Consider the following 17,865-nt stretch of genomic DNA (forward strand, 5'->3'; position numbering starts at 1 on the left):
GCGTCCTGTCAAACGAGGACCGCGTCAACGCCGCTTCGACTTCCGTTTCGCTGGAATACCGGTTCTATTGGACTGTAGGCGAACTTTGGACAGCTGGTAGAGATGCGGAGGGGGCTCCGCCGGGTGGATCGACATTCGCCGCGACCGCCGCGGTCGTCGCGCGATCACCGCGGCGCCGGACGGCGAGGCGGCGCGGCGCACCCCCTGTAGACCAGAGGAGGCATCAGTGAGCCAGGCCCGACCCCATGTGCTGGTGGTAGACGCCGAGAAGAGGATCCTCGACAGGCTTGCGGTCGAGCTCAGCGACGGCGGCTTCGACGTCACGTGCGCCGAGAGCGGGCTCGCCGCGCTCGAGCTCGTCAAGGCGCGCCGGTTCGACCTCGCGGTCGCCGACGTGAGGGCGCCCGGCATGGAGGGCGCCGGGACCATCGCCGCGCTCAAGGCGATCAGCCCGGACCTCGAGATCATCGTCGGCGCCCCGTTCTCGAGCGCGCAGGCCGCCGTGGAGTGCATGAAGAGCGGCGCGTACGACATCCTCGAGAAGCCGTACGACATCGAGGACATGAAGCGGCTGCTCGGGGCGGCGATGCTGCGCACCCACCTCGACGCCGTGGCGGCCGTCCACCAGGCGAGCGCCGCCCTGGTCGCCTCCCTCTCGCGCGACGACTTCCCCGAGCGGGCCGTGGATCTCGCGGCGAAGGTGGTCTATACGACCGGCGCCGCGCTCTCCCTCGCGCTCGATCACGGGGCCGCGCTCTACCAGGCGGCGTCCGGCGCCGAGGTGCCTGCAGCGTTCATCGCGCGGCTCGCCGGCCAGATCGAGGGCGCGCTCGCCCCCGTCCGCCTGTCCGCGGACGACGCGCCCGACCTGCTCTGCACCGCGGAGGGCGATCGCTTCGGCGCCGCCATCGTGGCGCCGCTCCGCCTGGGCGAGAGCTCGTTCGGCGGCCTCGTGGTGCTCCGCGACGAGCACCTGCCGGCGTTCACCAGCCAGGAAGAGCAGGCCATCGGCATCTTCGCGATCGCGCTCGCGCTCGCGTTTTACGGGCACAAGGTACGGCGCGCGGGCCCCCGCGCCGCCTGACGCTGACGCTTGCCCCCCGCGCCGCGACAGCGCGGGCAGCGCGCTTCGCTCGGCCGAGATCTGCGGCCGAAGCCCGCAAATTCTGCGGAGCGGGTTCGAGATTCCCTCTGGCTAACGCGTTCGCGGCCCACTAAAGGAGGGGAGCGATGAGCCCCACTGCTGCCCCATCGACTCTCCCCACCAGGGCCCAGCGCGTCGCGCTCTTCTACCGGGATCTCGTCGGCAAGAAGTTCGCGATGGCGCTGAGCGGCGTCGTCTTCTTCGGCTTCGTGATCGGCCACATGGCCGGCAACCTGCAGGTCTTCCTCGGCCGGCAGAAGTTCAACGACTATGCAGCCTTCCTCCACGGGACCCCCTCGCTGCTCTGGGGGACGCGGCTGGTCCTCCTCGCCGCCCTCATCGTCCACGTCTACACGGGCGTATCGCTCGCGCTGCACAGCCGCGCTGCCCGGCCGGTCCGCTACCAGGTGAAGGGGCAGCGGCACCCGAACCTCGCCGCGCGCACGATGCTGCTGAGCGGCGGCGTCCTCGCCGCCTTCATCGTCTATCACCTGCTCCACCTGACGACGGGCACCCTGCACCCCGACTTCGTGCCGCTCGACGCCTACGACAACGTCGTGAAGGGCTTCAGCTCGGCCCCCGTGGCGATTGCCTACATGGTGTCGATGGGCCTGCTCGCGCTGCACCTCTACCACGGCGCGTGGAGCATGTTCCAGTCGATGGGCCTCAGCCACCCGCGCTACACGCCGGCGCTCAAGAAGTTCGCGGCCGCGTCGTCGATCCTGCTCGCCGTCGGCTTCTCATCCATCCCGCTGGCCGTCCTGTTCGGCCTCGTCCGCTGAGCCCGGAGCGTCCGTCACCATGCAGCTCAATGCGAAGATCCCCGAAGGTCCCATCGAAAAGATGTGGGACCAGCACCGCTTCAACCTGAAGCTCGTCAACCCGGCGAACAAGCGGAAGTACACGATCCTCGTCGTCGGCACCGGCCTCGCCGGCGGCGCGGCGAGCGCGACGCTGGCCGAGCTCGGCTACAACGTGAAGAGCTTCTGCTTCCAGGACTCTCCGCGCCGCGCCCACAGCATCGCCGCGCAGGGCGGCATCAACGCCGCGAAGAACTACCAGAACGACGGCGACAGCATCTACCGCCTCTTCTACGACACCGTGAAGGGCGGCGACTACCGCGCGCGCGAGGCCAACGTGTACCGGCTCGCGCAGCTCAGCGTGAACATCATCGACCAGTGCGCCGCGCAGGGCGTGCCGTTCGCGCGCGAGTACGGCGGCGTGCTCGCGAACCGCTCCTTCGGCGGCGCGCAGGTATCGCGGACGTTCTACGCGCGCGGGCAGACGGGGCAGCAGCTCCTCCTCGGCGCCTACCAGGCGCTCGAGCGGCAGATCGGCCTCGGCAAGGTGAAGATGTATCCGCGCACCGAGATGCTCGACCTCATCGTGGTCGACGGCAAGGCGCGCGGCCTCGTCACCCGCAACCTGATCACGGGGGCCCTCGAGACGCACCTCGGCGACGCGGTCGTCCTCGCCTCGGGCGGCTACGGGAACGTGTTCTTCCTCTCGACGAACGCGAAGGGGTCGAACGCCACCGCCATCTGGCGGGCGCACAAGCGGGGCGCGCTCTTCGCCAACCCCTGCTTCACCCAGATCCACCCGACGTGCATCCCCGTCTCGGGCGAGTACCAGTCGAAGCTGACGCTCATGAGCGAGTCGCTCCGGAACGACGGCCGCATCTGGGTGCCCACGAACCCGGGCGACACCCGCGCGCCGGAGCTCATCCCCGAAGGCGAGCGCGACTACTACCTCGAGCGCCGCTATCCGAGCTTCGGCAACCTCGTGCCGCGCGACGTCGCGTCGCGCGCGGCGAAGGCGGTGTGCGACGAGGGCCGCGGCGTGGGGCCGACGCGGCTCGGCGTGTACCTCGACTTCTCGGACGCCATCCGGCGCCTCGGCAAGCCGGCCATCGCCGAGCGCTACGGCAACCTCTTCGACATGTACGAGCGCATCACCGGCGACGACCCGTACGCCGTCCCCATGCGCATCTACCCGGCCATCCACTACACGATGGGCGGGCTCTGGGTCGACTACAACCTCATGAGCACGATCCCCGGCATGTACGTGCTCGGCGAGGCGAACTTCTCCGACCACGGCGCGAACCGCCTCGGGGCGAGCGCGCTGATGCAGGGCCTGGCCGACGGCTACTTCGTCATCCCCTACACCATCGGCGACTACCTCGCGTCGACGAAGCTCGAGCGGGTCGACGACCTCCACCCCGCCGTGAGGGACGCCGAGCGCGACGCGGGCGCCCGGCTGAACAAGCTGCTCGCGACGAACGGCTCGCGCACGGCCGACTCGTTCCACCGCGAGCTCGGCAAGATCATGTGGGAGCACTGCGGGATGGCGCGCAACGCGGCCGGGCTGAAGGGCGCGCTCGCGCGGATCCCGGAGCTCCGGGAGCAGTTCCACCGCGACGTCCGCGTCTCGGGCACGAGCACCGGCCTGAACCAGGAGCTCGAGAAGGCGGCGCGCGTCGCCGACTTCTTCGAGCTGGCGGAGCTCATGTGTCGCGACGCCCTCCACCGGGAGGAGTCGTGCGGCGGGCACTTCCGCGAGGAGCACCAGACCCCCGAGGGCGAGGCGAAGCGCGACGACGAGGACTTCAGCTATGTCGCCGCCTGGGGATGGCGAGGCGAAGATCAGGCGCAGGAGCTCTGCAAGGAGCCGCTCCAGTTCAATGAGGTTCACCTAACGCAGCGGAGTTACAAATAATGCGCCTCACCCTCCATGTCTGGCGGCAGAAGGGCAAGTACGAAGCGGGCCGGTTCGTCACGTACGATGTGCCTGACGTCAGCGAGCACATGTCCTTCCTCGAGATGCTCGATGTGCTCAATCAACGGCTCATCCTCAAGGGTGAGGAGCCGATCGCGTTCGATCACGACTGTCGCGAGGGCATCTGCGGCATGTGCGGCTTCATGATCAACGGCCAGGCGCACGGCCCCCTCCGTGGGACGACCGTGTGTCAGCTGCACATGCGTCACTATAAGGACGGCGATGTGCTGTGGCTCGAGCCGTGGCGGGCCCAGGCCTTCCCCGTCGTGAGCGACCTCGCGGTGGACCGCAGCGCGTTCGACCGCATCATCGCGGCGGGCGGCTACGTCTCGGTGCCGACCGGCAGCGCGCCGGACGCGAACGCCATCCCCGTGCCGAAGCCGATCGCCGAGCGCTCCATGGACGCGGCGGCGTGCATCGGCTGCGGCGCCTGTGTCGCGGCGTGTCCGAACGCGTCGGCCTCGCTCTTCACCGCGGCGAAGCTCACGCACCTGAACATCCTCCCGCAGGGCCAGCCGGAGCGTGATCAGCGGAGCCTCAACATGGTGGGCCAGATGCGCGTCGAGAACTTCGGCCACTGCACGAACATCGGCGAGTGCGAGGCGGTCTGCCCGAAGGAGATCTCCCTCGACGCGATCGCGAAGATGAACCGGGATTACCTGCGCGCGACGCTGGGCCACCGCGACGTGCAGACAAAGGCCGGCGCCGGCTGAGGCGCGGCCGCGCCGCGCCGCCGGCCTGGACCGAAGGCCGGCGCTCTCCTTCTCCTCCTCGACAGCGAAGACCCTCCCCGCGCGCGCCGTGAACGGCGGCGCTCTCCGTCGCGGCCATCCCCGCCCGCACAGGCGGGGCCGCGCCCTCGCCGCCGCCGCAGCACGCCCCGCCGCCCGCCGCGCGCCGAACGCCGGGGGCGCCCCCTCCTCCCGGCGGTGACGCCCAGCCCTCCGGGTCATCGCCGCCGTACGGCCGGCCCCCGGTGCCTGAGAGGCGCAGGCTGCAGGATTTCGGCGCGAGGATCACCCGAGCACCGCCCCGCGGCATGACAGGCGAGCCCTGGCTTCGCCGTGTACGCCGGCGCGGCCACACCGCCCCCTACCGCCGTGACATAACGGCGACCTCCCCCGGTATTTCCGCACCATTTTTCACGGGAAACGCAAAGACTGCACCTCCCCTGTGGAAAACGAACCAGGAGTTTCCTGAGCGGCGGCTCAGGGACTTCCTAAACGTTCTTCACCTCTTCAGCTCGATCCGTACAGCCAACATCGGATAAACACTCGGCATGTTTCGAGAACATCTCCTCGCGACGTGCGCCTAGGCGAGTGGGGGGTTTCCGAGATCGACGAACCCTCGATTCAGTAGCAGCGCAACCCGGAAGATGCCGTGGCGCGCTCCCGCACAACAAAGAAACGTGTCAGGGTCAACCGCCGCTTGTTCGAGCTCGATAGTTAGAATAACTTCGAAGCTGTCCCGAACGGGATCAGGGCTCATAAGACAATTGTGGTCACCCCACACGATGTCGTAGACTAGGTTCAACTTAGAGCGCCGCAGCGAGGGGGGGCATCCCGCCGCGAGCGCATCTAGATCGCGTCGAGCATCGCTCTTCTGCGGGGGGCCGGTCATGGGGAGGGCCGGCAGTAGGAGAAGCAAGGGCAACATCCGCGGCGACCTTTCTCCCGGCGGGTCTCCAGATCCGCTTTCGACTTGGGAACTATGCGCATCGGGGCGCAGATCAGCGCGACCGGATCCGGGCGGACCGCCGGTCGGCGTCTCTGCTGCGCCGTTCGTGCTGCGCGCCGGCGATGCGGCCGGCGCGAGCGAGGCGGTCGGATGCGGAGGTTCGAACATCAGATCAGGTCTCTTTGACGAGCGAAGAAGTAGGAGGGGACTTCATGAGCAGCTGCATCGACGGCCTTAATCTGCATCCAACGAGCGTCCACGATGCTGCCGTTGTTCTCGACACCGTGACGGATCGCCTCATCGCCGCGGGCGATCGGCGGGCGGCGTTCACCGACGTCTACGGTATCGTCACGCGCGCTGTCGCGGCGCAGGTGGAGCGGCGCGATGGCATGTTCCTCGAGCCGGCGTGGATCTCCCGCCTCGCCGGCCGGTTCTGCGAGCGGTACCTCGAGACGTTCCGCTGGTACGAGCGGGGCGCGGCGCAGGACTGCGGCGCCTGGCACATCGCGTACGCGAGCACGTCATCGCGGTACACGCCTCCCGTGCAGAGCGCCCTGCTCGGCTTCAGCGCCCACATCAACTACGACCTGGTCTTCGGGATCCACGCGACGATCGTCGAGTTCGGGCACGGCGGCGATCCGAGGATGCTCGCGCGGCTCAAGCACGATCACGATGAGGTCAATACGCTCCTCCGCCGCGCGGTCATCGAGGCGCTCGAGCGCCTCGCCACCCGGCACGGCTGCCCCCTGAGCGCGATCTTCCGCGACACCGCCCCGGAGCTCGCGATCTGGGTGTCGATGGAGATGCTCTCGCGCTGGCGCGAGCGCGTCTGGGCCGACGTGCTGGCCCTGCTCGCGGCGCACGGCCGGGGCGAGCGGGCGGCGATCGCCCGCGGCGTGGAGCAGCGCTCCGCGCGCATCGGGCGGATGCTCGCGCTGCCCTCGCTCCACCACGCGCCCGGCGTCGCGCTCCGCCTCCTGTCAAGGGCCGCGTGATCGCGGGCCGGCCCGCAACCGGAGCCCCGTCCGATCGTAGAATGGGGCATGAGCAAGCTGCCCAAGGAGCCGCCCGCCAGCGAGATCACCCCTCCAGCGCTCTACCTGCGGCGGCGCGAGCTCCTGAAGAACGCCGCGCTCTTCGCCGGCACCGCGTCGACCCTGGGCGGCGGCCTCGTCTGGCTCACGGGCGGCGAGGCCGGCGTGGCGGACGCCGGCGGGCCCGGCGCCCCCGGCGGCGAGGCCGCGCCGCTCGCCAGCGCGCCCCCGCCTCCGGACGCCGCGCCGCCGCTCCTCGGGACGAGCGCGGCGAGCGCGGCGAGCGCGAGGACCCCGTTCGTGACCGACGAGGCGCGGACCGACTACGAGGCCATCGTCTCGTACAACAATTTCTACGAGCTCGGCCTGAGCAAGTCGGAGCCGGCCAGGAACGCCGGCCGGCTCCGGCTGCGCCCCTGGGCCGTCGCGTGCGAGGGAGAGATCAAGAAGCCCGAGGTCATCGACCTCGACACCCTGCTCAGGTGGTTTCCCCTGGAGGAGCGCGTCTATCGCATGCGCTGCGTCGAGGCGTGGTCGATGGTGATCCCCTGGCTCGGGTTCCCGCTCGCCCCGCTGCTCAGGCGCCTCGAGCCGACCTCCCGCGCCCGGTACGTCCAGTTCACCACGCTGCTCGATCCGGAGCAGCTGCCCGGCCAGCGGAGCGACGTCCTCGACTGGCCTTACGTCGAGGGGCTCCGGATCGACGAGGCGATGCACCCGCTCACGATGCTGGCCGTGGGCCTCTACGGCAAATCGTTGCTCGGCCAGAACGGAGCGCCGATTCGCCTGGTCGTCCCGTGGAAATACGGGTTCAAGGGGGGCAAATCGATCGTCCGCCTCCAGCTCACGGAGCGTCAGCCGCGGACGACGTGGAGCCAGGCCACGCCGGACGAGTATGGGTTCTATGCCAACGTGAACCCCGCGGTCGATCACCCGCGCTGGAGCCAGGCCACCGAGCGGAGGCTCGGTGAGCTGCGCCGCCGCCCCACGCTGCCGTTCAACGGCTACGCGGAGGAGGTCGCCGGTCTTTACGCCGGCATGGACCTGCGGGAGAGCTTCTGACGATGGGCTCCCCCGCGAGGCCGATGTCGCCGGCGGGCGCCCTCTCGCCGGCTGGCCGGAAGCTGCCCTGGCTCGTGCCGGCGGTCGTCACCGGCGGGCTGATCCCGCTGGCCGTGCTCGGCCTGCGCGCCGGGGCCGGGGCGCTCGGCCCGAACGCCGTCGCCGAGGCGCTGAACCAGCTCGGCCTCCTCGCGCTCGTGCTGCTCGTCGCCTCCCTGGCGGCGACGCCGCTCAAGCTCGTCTCGGGCTGGACGTTTCCGCTGCGCATCCGCAAGGCGCTCGGGCTGCTCGCCTTCTTCTACGCGTGCGCGCACTTCCTGACCTATGCGGTCGTCGATCAGGGGCTCGACGCCCGCGTCGTCATCGAGGACATCACCGAGCGCCCGTTCATCCTCGCCGGCTTCGTCGCGCTCCTGCTGCTCGCCCCGCTCGCGGCGACGTCGACCGCGCGCATGCTGAAGCGCCTCGGCGCCGCGCGCTGGAAGCGCCTGCACCGCCTCGCGTATATCGCCGCCGTCCTCGGGGTCGTGCACTTCTTCCTCCGCGTGAAGAAGGACACGACGGAGCCGATGATCTACGCGGCGCTGCTCGCCCTGCTCTTCGCCGTGCGCATCGCGAGCGCCGCCCTGCGCAGGCGCGCGGCCTCGCGCTGAGCCCCTGGCGGGCTCCCGCGCGGCGCGGAGCTCACGGCACCGCCGGCGGGCTCCCGCGCAGCATGAAATAGATGAGCACGCCCGTCACCGACACGTAGAGCCAGAGGGGCAGCGTCACCCGCGCGACCCTGGCGTGCTTCGCGAAGTTCGCCTTGTAGGCGAAGTAGAACGACGTCAGCGCGAGCGGCACGATGCCGGCCGAGAGCACGATGTGCGAGATGAGGACGGCGAAGTAGACGGCGCGCAGCGGCCCGGTGCCCTGGTACTTCGTGTCCCCGTGGACGAAGTGGTAGGCGAGGTAGCCGACGAGGAACAGCGACGAGGCGACGAACGCCGAGACCATCAGGTACTTGTGCACGACGATCGCGCGGCGCTTGATCGCGATCCAGCCCGCGACGAGCAGCGTGGCGGCCGTCGCGTTCAGCGCGGCGTTCAGCGGGGGCATGAAGCGGAGATCCGCGCCGCCCGCGCCGCGCCGGATGATGAGGATGTAGGCGAGGAACGCCAGCGCGGCCGCGGAGAGCACGGCATTGAAGACGTAGAACGATCGATCGCTTGTGCGGGCGAGCAGGCCGACCGGCTTCAAGGGGGTCGAGGCGTGTGTCGACATCGCGCGGTCCATACCAGAGGAGCGCGCCGAGGGCGAACGCGAGCGGGCGAGCCGGAGCGAGCGGACGGCGACGAACGAAGGCCGCCGGAAGCGGACGGACGCCGGCTGCAGCCGACCGATGCCGTCGCAAGCGGACGGGCGGGATCGCGCGAGCGCCGGGCGGAGCCAGCAGCCCGGCGAGCGCGCGCCCGCGGGCTACGCGGAGCTCGGCGCGATCCCCATCGGCGGGCTGCGATCTGCGTTGCGCAGCGGCTCGCGCATGGTCACGAACTCCTCGGCCGCCGTCGGGTGGATGCCGATCGTCGCGTCGAACTGCGCCTTTGTCGCGCCGCACTTCAGCGCGACGGCGAACCCCTGGATGATCTCGCCGGCGTCGGGCCCGACCATGTGGATGCCGAGCACCCGGTCGGTCCCGCGATCGACGACCAGCTTCATCATCGTCTTCTCCTCGCGCCCGGAGAGGGTGTGCTTGAGCGGGCGGAAGATCGAGAGGTAGACGGCGACGTCGTGGTGCTCGCGCGCCTGCGCCTCGCTCAGGCCGACGGTGCCGACGTTCGGCTGGCTGAACACGGCGGTCGGGATGCCGGCGTAGTCCACGCGCGCGCTCTCGCCGCGGAAGAGCCGCTTCGCCAGCGCCATCGCCTCGGCGATGGCGACCGGCGTGAGCTGCACGCGCGAGATCACGTCGCCGATCGCGTAGATGGACGGGACCGCCGTCTGGAATGCGTCGTCGACCACGACCGCGCCGTCCTCGTCGAGCGCCACCCCGACCTCCTCGAGGCCGAGCCCCTTCGTCTTCGGCAGGCGCCCTGTCGCGTACAGCACGCAGTCGGCCTCGAGCTCGGTGCCGTCGGCGAGCGTCGCGCACAGCGCGTCGCCGCGCCGCTCGATGTTCTCGACGCTCGCGCCCAGGCGGAGATCCAGGCCCTTCTTCTGGATCTCGGCGGCGAGGAACGCCCGGATGTCGTCGTCGAAGCCGCGCAGCAGGTGCATGCCGCGGTGGATCAGCGACACCTTGGCCCCGAGCCCGTGCAGGATCCCGGCGAGCTCGACCGCGATGTAGCCGCCCCCGACGATGACCGCCCGCCGCGGCATGGTCTTGAAGTGGAACGCGTCGTCGGAGGTGATCGCGAGCTCGCGTCCGGGCACGTCGGGGATCCAGGGGTAGCTACCTGTCGCGACGAGGATCCGCTCGGCGGTGATCCTGGCGCCGTCGATCTCGACGGCGTGCGGGTCCACGACCCTGGCCTGGCCCCGGCGGATGTCGGCGCCCGAGTTCTTCAGCAGCCGCTCGTAGACGCCGTTCAGGCGCTCGATCTCCTTGTTCTTGTTGCGGAGGAACGTCGACCAGTCGAACGCCGGGCCGGCCTGCCCGTCCCCGCCGTGGCCGGGCACCGACCAGCCGTAGCCGGCGGCGTCCTCGAAGTCCTCGGTGTAGTGCGAGGCGTAGACGAGGAGCTTCTTCGGGATGCACCCCAGGTTGACGCAGGTGCCGCCGAGGTGATGCGACTCGGCGATGGCGACCCGGGCGCCGTAGGAAGCGGACATGCGAGCTGCGCGCACGCCGCCGGAGCCGGCGCCGATGACGAAGAGATCGTAATCGTACTTGGACATGGCGAACGACTATGCCCCATGCGGGGCGCCGTCGCCGCGCAGCGTTCGCGCCCCCCGGGGACAGAGGGGGTGGCGTGTGGCCTCGAGGCCGGGGGCGGCGTGCTTCCGGGCGCGGCTCCTCTGGGCCACCCCGGCGGGGATTCTGCTACGGTCCCGCCGTTGCGCTCCTCGACCCACACTGGAACCTTCGCCGACGCCCCGCCGCCGCGCGACGGCGACCTGCCGCCGCGCGACGGCGACCTGCCGCCGTGCGACGGCGACCTGCCCGAGCGGCGCGCGCCCGGCCGCTGGGGGCGCGCGCGCCGCGCCCTGCCCTTCGCGCTGGCGGTCGCGCTCGTCGCGTTCGTCCTCGGCCGCCTCGACTTCGACGCCTTCCGCGCCGCCCTCGCGCGCGTCGACGCCCCGCTCTTCGGCGCCTTCGCCGCCCTCTTCATCCTCGCGCTGCTCGGCGCCGACACGTTCGCGACCGTCCTCGTCTACCGCCGCCTGATCGCCCCCGTCGCCTTCCGCGACTTCTTCGTGCTCCGCGGCGCCTCCTACCTTCCGTCGCTGCTCAACCACCACGTGGGCCAGGCGTTCATCACGCTCTTCCTCGCGCGTACGCACGCCGTGCCGCTCGCGCGCGCCGCCGGCGCGACGCTCGTCGTCTATGCGTCGTGGCTCGGCTGCCTCCTCCTCCTCGGCGCGGTCGCCGTCCCCGCGAACGGCGGGCCGCTCGCCGGGTCCGCCCTGCTCCTCGGCGCGGGCGTGCTCTACCTCGCGCTCCTCGCGCTGCGCCCCGCCCGGCTCGCCCGCACGAAGCTCCTCGCCCCGCTCTTCGAGGCGGGCGTGCGCGGCCACCTTATCGCCCTCGCTGCGCGCATGCCGCACCTCCTCGTCCTGTTCGCCGGCACCTGGCTCCCCTTCTGGTTCTTCGGCGTGCGCATCCCCCTCGGGGCCGCCTTGACGTACATCCCCATCCTGATGGTGGTGGTGACGCTCCCCCTCACCCCGCAGGGCTTCGGCACGCGCGACGTGCTCGCCGCCGCGCTCCTCGAGGGCTTCGCGGCCGGCGTCACGCGCGAAGAGCGCCTTGCCGCCATCGCCGCCACCACGACGACATGGGCGGTGGCGCTCACCCTCGTCGAGGCCGCGCTCGGCCTGATCCTGCTCCGGGGCGTTTTGCCCCATATGGAGGCGAAGGTCCCCACCGCCGCCGCCCGAGCGGGCGCCGCCCCCACAGGCGCGCAACGAGAACCGGCCTGACGCGGCGTCACGCGGCCTGTCGCCCCGGTGTTGTCACGGTATTTGCTAGTACCCGTGACCGGCGCGCGCTTTGCGATCCGATTGTAGTTCAATTGCAATCCGATGGTACTCCGATGGTACTCCGATGGTGAGCCGATGGTGACTAGACCGTGGGGAAGCACCAATAGAGCGGCTGAGAGAACGATCGACGGGGCCAGCTTCGAGGTATAGTCTCAGGTCCCCCTTGCCGAACCTCTCGTCCTTCTTGCCGGGCGCCCCCGCTGGACATCGCTGCTCCGGCCAGGCTGCGCAGAGCGACCCTTCATGAAGAACCTCTATCGTTTCCTTGCCTCCTCCGATCACAGCGTCGCCCGCGCCGTGCGCCACGTGCGCCGGCAGGCCCGCGGCTTCACCCTGCCCGCGCCGCGGCCGATCGTGGTCCCGGCGCGCATGGCGTTCGAGGCGGCGCGCGAGGCGTACTACTTCGGTGCTCGTGTGCTCGTCTGCGAGCCGCACTTCAAGTCGCACTGCGCCCGGTACGGCAAGGGCGTCCGGACGGGGAACTTCATTCACTACATCCAGGGGCGGGGCGACATCGTCCTTGGCGACGATGTGGTGCTCGACGGCAAGATCAACATCGTCTTCGCCGCGCGGTTCTCCGACCGCCCGACCTTGCGGATCGGCGACAACACCGGCATCGGTCACGACTGCAGGATCATCGTCGGCAAGTCGGTCTCCATCGGCAAGCACTGCCGGATCGCCGGGAGCGTCTACATCCTCGACTCGAGCGGCCACCCCAGCGACCCGGAGGCCCGGAAGCGCGGCCTGCCTCCGGCGGACGACGAGGTGCGGCCTGTCGTCATCGAGGACAACGTCTGGCTCGGCGCCCGGTCGATGATCTTCCCGGGGGTCACGATCGGCGAGGGCAGCGTTGTGTCGGCGGGCTCCATCGTGATGGCCGATGTCCCTCCGTATACCGTCGTCGCTGGCAATCCGGCCCGACGGGTGGCATCACTCCGGACCGAGCCGGCGCCGCCGGCCGAGCCCGGGGCGCGCCGCGCCGGTGCGAAGAGCAACGGCGCCGACGACGCGGGGAGGCGCTCGCTCTCCGACGGCGCATCTTAACCCTGGAGTCCGTCATGGCGATCGAGATGGAGAAGGTGATCGATGTCATCGTCACGGTCGGCAGCCTGCCGGCTGCGATCAAGCCCGATGACGACATCTACGACGCGGGGTTCTCCTCGATTCGCGCGCTCCAGCTGCTCACCGAGCTGGAGGACACGTTCAACGTGACGCTCCCCGATGACAGGTTCAGCGTCGCCCGCACGCCGCGCGCGCTGAGCGACCTCATCGAGGAGCGTGCCTCGTGAGGAAGACCGTCACCGTCGAGCTCGCGACGCCCGCGACCGAGATGGCGCAGGAGGAGATCCCGAAGCAGGTCGCCTTCCTCTCGAAGGAGATCTCGAGCATCCGCTTCGTCCGCGGGGGCGCCGCGCTGGAGTTCGAGGCCCCCGAGCAGCGCGCGGCCGATCTGGCGCGCGCGGCCGAGGGGCTCGCGCGCACCATGCAGCGCAGCCTGCGCTCGCTCACGCGGAAGCTCGTGTACCGCAGCCCGGCGTGCGACCGGGTGGAGTTCCGCGGCGGCGCGCTCCCCGCCGGGATCACGCAGATGGGCCAGGGCCAGGTCGCCCTCGAGGGCATCCCGCTGCGGCTCTACCGCTACTTCGATCGCACGCTGGAGGCGCTCGGCGCGCCGTTCTCGCCGAGCCCGATCCTCGTGCCGACGTTGATCCCGGCCGCGACGCTGGCGAAATGCGATTATTTTCGCTCGTTTCCCCACATCGTCACGTTCACGTGCCACCTGCCGGAGGACATGCCGCGCATCGAGGATTTCCGGGCGCGGCACCAGGACCGGGAGACGCTCGACGAGCGCGCGCTGAGCGACATGGCGCCCCCGGAGGTGTGCCTCTCGCCGGCGGTCTGTTACCACGTGTACGCGGCGAACCGGGGCCGCGTGCTGCCGGCGGGCGGCGCGCGCTACGCCCTCGTGGGCCGCTGCTTCCGCTACGAGTCGAGCAAGATGGTCGACCTCCGGCGGCTCTGGGAGTTCACGATGCGCGAGATCGTCTTCCTCGGGTCGCGCGAGAACGTCCTCGGGCTGCGCGAGCAAGGGAACGAGCTCGTGGCGCGCTACCTCGACGAGCACAGGCTCGCGGGCGAGATCCGGACGGCGAGCGATCCGTTCTTCATCGCCCCGGACGCGGCCGCCAAGACCTACTTCCAGATCAGCAGCGAGACGAAGTACGAGATCTCGCTGATGCTCCCGGAGGACGAGCGGGTGGCGGCCGGGTCGCTGAACTACCACACAGACTTCTTCGGCCGCGCGTTCAGCTGCGACGTCGAGGGCGCGGGCCCGATGCACAGCGTGTGCATCGCGTTCGGCCTGGAGCGTTGGGTCTACGCGTTCCTCGCCCAGCACGGCAACGACCCGGCCGGCTGGCCCGACGTCGTGCGGCGCGCCCCGGAGATGAGCGGCCTGTAGCGCGGAGCTCGGGTTCCGTTTCCCGGGTGACTCTGCGAGGCTCGCTGTCATGCAGCTCGAGCACGTCGACCCGATGGTCGCGGCGGAGGAGGCCAGCCTGGTCCTGCGCGAGGCGTGGCCGCCGCCGGCGCTCCACTACACGGCCGACTACCTGCGGTGGCAGCTCGGCTTCCCCGGCCCGGCGCCGCGGGCCGTGCTCGCGCGCGAGGGCGGCGAGCCGGCCGGCTTCATCGGCGTCGCGCCGCGCCGCTTCCGCTTCGGCGGCGCCGTGTCGGCGGGGTACGTCCTCTCGTTCGTGAGCGTGCGCCCGAAGTTCCAGGGGCAGGGGCTGGCGAGCCGGCTGTACAGCGAGCTCCTGGCCGGCCTCCGCGCGTCCGGCTTGCCGATCGTCGTGTTCGTTGAGGCGCGATCCGCGCCCGCCCAGCGCGTGCTCTTCAAGGCGGTCGAGGCGGCCGAGCTCAAGCTGAAGCGGCTGGCCACGTGCCAGAACCACGGCTTCGTCCCCCGGGCGAGCGCCGCGCCGACGCGGGCCGTGGCCAGGCCGGCGGGGGCCGTGGGCGACGTGCTCGCGGCGATCGCGGCGTGCGGCGACGAGCGCGTGCTCTGGTCGGCGCCCGACGCGGCGCAGCTCGAGCACAGCCTGCGCGATCCGCGGCCGCGCAGGCTGCTGCTCGTCGAGGAGGCCGGCCGGTCGGTCGGCGCCGCGGCGGTGTTCCTGTCCGAGATCGCGACCGCCCGGGGGATCGACCGGGTGGCGACGCTCGACGCGCTCTTCCTGCCCGAGCCGACCGCCGACCGGCTCGCGGCCGTGCTGCGCGCGGCCTCCGAGGCCTTCTCCGGGCAGGCCGCCGCGCCGGTGGTGAGCGCGCCGAACCTGGCGATCGTCCCCCAGGACCAGCTCAGGCCGGCCGGCGCGCGCGCGACCGGGGCGACCTTCGACGCCTTCGTCGTGCACCCGGGGGACGGGCCGTGGCTGGACGCCGAGGTGACCAACCTCGAGGTCGTCTGACGCACCGGCGCGGGGGACTCATCTGCGATCCAGATGGGATCCATGAGTGGAATGCCGATTCACAAGATGGATCGGCGGACGCATGCTGATGGGCATGGAAACCACCACTTCTTCGATGCAACTCCGCCGTTCCGGCGAGCGCGGCTATGCCGATCACGGGTGGCTGCAGTCGTTCCACACGTTCTCGTTCGCCGACTACCAGGACCCGGACCACATGGGCTTCCGTGCGCTGCGGGTGATCAACGACGATCGCGTCGCGCCGGCGCGGGGGTTCGGGACGCACCCGCACCAGAACATGGAGATCCTCACCTATGTTCTCGAGGGGGAGCTCTCGCACCAGGACAGCATGGGGAACGGGTCGATCATCCGCCCTGGCGAGGTCCAGCGCATGTCGGCGGGCACGGGCGTGTATCACAGCGAGATGAACGCCTCGAAGACGGGCGTGACCCACCTGCTGCAGATCTGGATCCTGCCGGACCGGCGCGGGTATCCGCCGGGCTACGAGCAGAAGGCGTTCTCGGACGAGGAGCGCCGGGGCAAGCTGCGGCTCGTCGCCTCGCAGGACGGACGCGATGGATCGGTGACGGTCCACCAGGACGTGAGCCTGTTCGCCGGCACCTTCGGACAGGGGGAAGAGGCGCGGTACGAGCTCGCGGCCGGGCGGAACGCCTGGGTCCACGTGGCGCGCGGGAGCGTCGAGCTGAACGGGACGCTGCTCGAGGCCGGCGACGCGGCCGCGATCGGCGCGGGCGGGGCGCTCCACCTGGTCGGGAAGGACGCGGGCGAAGTGCTGCTGTTCGACCTCGCCTGAAGGGCCGGGCGCGCCACCTCGGCCCGCGAGATCTCACCGGGGCTCGCCTGGCGGAGATCGCGGCCACGGCCCTCGGCGTGCCAGGAGAGAGCTGCAATCCGAGTAAGGATCTCCCTGTGTCAGACAGGCACCTCGTAGGCGGAGGCCCAGCCCGCCGATCGCCTCATCGGTCCTCGCGCCTCGCGGTCATCCGACGCACCATGTCGAGCTCATCCGGGCTCCCGCACATGCCAGGACCTTACACCCGCTCCGCCGCGCGCAGCGCCTGGATGAGCGCCGCCCGGCGCGGCTCCCGTGCGCCCCCGCCCAGCTTGCTCGCGGGGCGGCGCCCGCTACATAGAAGCCCCTATGGACGCCATCGTTCTCCTCGAACGCCACCACCGCGAGCTCGAACAGCAGTTCTCCGGCCTGAAGGAGGCCTCGTCCGTCTCCTCTGAGCAGTTCTCCGCGGCCGCCGACCTCCTCGCCACGCACATCACGATCGAGGAACAGCACTTCTACCCCGCCGTCCGGGCCCATCGCACCGAGGATATCCTCCTCGAGTCGCTGGAGGAGCACCTGTCTCTCAAGCGCGTGCTGGCCGATCTCGTGGCGCTCGACACGACGGACGAGAAGTTCGGGCCCAAGCTCCACGTGCTGGCCGAGCAGCTCGAGCATCACCACAAGGAGGAGGAAGAGCACCTGTTTCCCAAGGTCAAGAAGCTCCTCGACGACGGCGCGCGCGAGGAGCTGGGGCAGACGATGCAGACGAGGATGAGCGAGCTGCGGCAGGGGGAGCCCCGCAAGCTCGTCCTGGACCAGACCGACGAGGCGGCGCCCCTCGCCTGAGCCACACGATTTTTGTAGAAGGGATTCCCGTACGGTTGTTATTGTACCCTGCCGCGGGTCGTGCGGCGGGGGGTTCGAGATGGCAGCGGGTGCGGTGCATGCTGCGAAGAAGCCGGTGGAGAGGGCCTGATGCCAGGCGCCGGCGGCTCAGCGCAGCGCGCGCGAGCGGCGCTGGCGCTCGTCGGTGCGGGCGAGCGCTGGACGGCGCGGACGGGTGATCTTCGAAGGAGGTAGGATGACTGCTCGACCTGTACTCTCGATTGACACGTCCTTCGATCCGGAAAGCGCCTGGTTCGCGTCTGGCCGCACGCAGCTCTACGGGCGCATGGGAGAGCAGTTCTCCATCGTGCCCTTCGGGCGCGCGAGCGCGGAGCGACGGAGGATCCTCCGCCAGATCGCGCGGGCCGAGGGCGGGGGCAATCCCTTCCGTGGGATCGTTGTGTCGTCCCACGGCAGGACGAGCTGCGTTGTGGACGACGAGTCGCCCGATGGCCTCCTGATATCGCATGAGAGCCCGGCGCAGGAGATCGAGCTCTGGGCGCGGGGCCGCGTTCTGTATTTCTGCTGTGGCGAGACGGCGAGCGGCCCGCTGTTCGACCAGCTCCTCGACGCGGGCGCGCGAACGGTGGTCGGCTTCACCGGCAGGCTCTGCGCCACGACCGTCGACGGCAAGTTCTTCTGGCGGCAGCTCGATCAGGAGCTTGTGACCTGCGCGCTGCACGACCAGCTGGCGCCGGGCTTCGAGCGGGCAAGGCAGCAGTTCCTGGAGCGCGTCGCGACGCGGCTCGCGGCGCTCCCCGACGGAGCGGTCCGGGAAGACCTCGCGAGGACGATGGACCTGCTCGCGTCGATGGTGATCCGAGGCGCCAGGACGGGGTAGCA

Annotated in this window: 17 protein-coding genes; 15 read left to right on the forward strand and 2 right to left on the reverse strand. The window is 70.6% G+C overall.

What is annotated here, in order from left to right; all coding sequences use genetic code 11:
- The first annotated feature begins 226 nt into the window (after positions 1-226).
- The 7 genes from WMF17_RS34035 (at position 227) to WMF17_RS34065 (ending at position 8,345) form a co-directional block, all read left to right on the forward strand.
- Positions 227-1,084 (forward strand): response regulator, encoded by an 858-nt coding sequence (locus WMF17_RS34035; RefSeq protein ID WP_437645187.1) that lies wholly within the window; start codon positions 227-229, stop codon positions 1,082-1,084.
- A gap of 146 nt (positions 1,085-1,230) precedes the next feature.
- Positions 1,231-1,926 carry a succinate dehydrogenase cytochrome b subunit gene (locus WMF17_RS34040; protein ID WP_437645188.1) on the forward strand — a complete coding sequence of 232 codons (696 nt, stop codon included), beginning with the start codon at positions 1,231-1,233 and terminating at the stop codon, positions 1,924-1,926.
- Positions 1,927-1,945: 19 nt separating this feature from the next.
- Positions 1,946-3,859 (forward strand): fumarate reductase/succinate dehydrogenase flavoprotein subunit, encoded by a 1,914-nt coding sequence (locus WMF17_RS34045; RefSeq protein WP_437645190.1) that lies wholly within the window; start codon positions 1,946-1,948, stop codon positions 3,857-3,859.
- The gene (locus WMF17_RS34050) at positions 3,859-4,632 is read left to right on the forward strand and encodes a succinate dehydrogenase/fumarate reductase iron-sulfur subunit (protein WP_437645192.1); all 774 of its coding nucleotides are present in this window, start codon (positions 3,859-3,861) and stop codon (positions 4,630-4,632) included. Before WMF17_RS34045 ends, WMF17_RS34050 begins: the two co-directional genes overlap by 1 nt.
- 1,176 nt (positions 4,633-5,808) lie before the next feature.
- Entirely contained in the window at positions 5,809-6,591 is a 783-nt protein-coding gene (locus WMF17_RS34055) for a DUF5995 family protein (RefSeq protein WP_437597439.1), read from the forward strand.
- A gap of 48 nt (positions 6,592-6,639) precedes the next feature.
- Positions 6,640-7,692: a protein-methionine-sulfoxide reductase catalytic subunit MsrP gene (gene msrP, locus WMF17_RS34060; protein ID WP_437645194.1), complete on the forward strand. Its 1,053-nt coding sequence runs from the start codon at positions 6,640-6,642 to the stop codon at positions 7,690-7,692.
- A 2-nt stretch (positions 7,693-7,694) separates the two neighbouring features.
- Positions 7,695-8,345, forward strand: coding sequence for a protein-methionine-sulfoxide reductase heme-binding subunit MsrQ (locus WMF17_RS34065; protein ID WP_437645196.1), 651 nt, complete (start codon positions 7,695-7,697; stop codon positions 8,343-8,345).
- Between the two features lie 31 nt (positions 8,346-8,376).
- Here the strand turns inward: WMF17_RS34065 and WMF17_RS34070 are convergent, their stop codons facing one another.
- On the reverse strand, positions 8,377-8,967 hold the full coding sequence (locus tag WMF17_RS34070; protein WP_437575085.1) for a DUF420 domain-containing protein: 591 nt from the start codon (positions 8,965-8,967) through the stop codon (positions 8,377-8,379).
- Between the two features lie 183 nt (positions 8,968-9,150).
- The gene (gene gor / locus WMF17_RS34075) at positions 9,151-10,569 is read right to left on the reverse strand and encodes a glutathione-disulfide reductase (protein ID WP_437597445.1); all 1,419 of its coding nucleotides are present in this window, start codon (positions 10,567-10,569) and stop codon (positions 9,151-9,153) included.
- A gap of 159 nt (positions 10,570-10,728) precedes the next feature.
- Between gor and WMF17_RS34080 the strand changes: the two genes are divergently transcribed.
- From WMF17_RS34080 to WMF17_RS34115, 8 genes are all read left to right on the forward strand, one after another.
- Complete coding sequence (locus tag WMF17_RS34080; protein ID WP_437597446.1) at positions 10,729-11,814, forward strand: lysylphosphatidylglycerol synthase transmembrane domain-containing protein; 1,086 nt, start codon at positions 10,729-10,731, stop codon at positions 11,812-11,814.
- Positions 11,815-12,117: 303 nt separating this feature from the next.
- Positions 12,118-12,918, forward strand: coding sequence for an acyltransferase (locus WMF17_RS34085; protein ID WP_437645198.1), 801 nt, complete (start codon positions 12,118-12,120; stop codon positions 12,916-12,918).
- A 14-nt stretch (positions 12,919-12,932) separates the two neighbouring features.
- On the forward strand, positions 12,933-13,163 hold the full coding sequence (locus WMF17_RS34090) for an acyl carrier protein (protein ID WP_437597449.1): 231 nt from the start codon (positions 12,933-12,935) through the stop codon (positions 13,161-13,163).
- The gene (locus tag WMF17_RS34095; RefSeq protein ID WP_437597450.1) at positions 13,160-14,335 is read left to right on the forward strand and encodes a hypothetical protein; all 1,176 of its coding nucleotides are present in this window, start codon (positions 13,160-13,162) and stop codon (positions 14,333-14,335) included. Before WMF17_RS34090 ends, WMF17_RS34095 begins: the two co-directional genes overlap by 4 nt.
- Before the next feature lie 49 nt (positions 14,336-14,384).
- On the forward strand, positions 14,385-15,344 hold the full coding sequence (locus tag WMF17_RS34100; RefSeq protein ID WP_437645200.1) for a GNAT family N-acetyltransferase: 960 nt from the start codon (positions 14,385-14,387) through the stop codon (positions 15,342-15,344).
- Positions 15,345-15,459: 115 nt separating this feature from the next.
- Positions 15,460-16,155, forward strand: a complete 696-nt coding sequence (locus WMF17_RS34105) for a pirin family protein (RefSeq protein ID WP_437645202.1) — start codon at positions 15,460-15,462, stop codon at positions 16,153-16,155.
- A 348-nt stretch (positions 16,156-16,503) separates the two neighbouring features.
- Positions 16,504-16,983 carry a hemerythrin domain-containing protein gene (locus WMF17_RS34110; RefSeq protein ID WP_437597453.1) on the forward strand — a complete coding sequence of 160 codons (480 nt, stop codon included), beginning with the start codon at positions 16,504-16,506 and terminating at the stop codon, positions 16,981-16,983.
- Between the two features lie 235 nt (positions 16,984-17,218).
- Entirely contained in the window at positions 17,219-17,863 is a 645-nt protein-coding gene (locus WMF17_RS34115; protein WP_437645204.1) for a hypothetical protein, read from the forward strand.
- Positions 17,864-17,865 lie beyond the last annotated feature (2 nt).

The sequence above is a fragment of the Sorangium sp. So ce362 genome (genome assembly GCF_051519845.1).
Classification (GTDB): domain Bacteria; phylum Myxococcota_A; class Polyangia; order Polyangiales; family Polyangiaceae; genus Sorangium.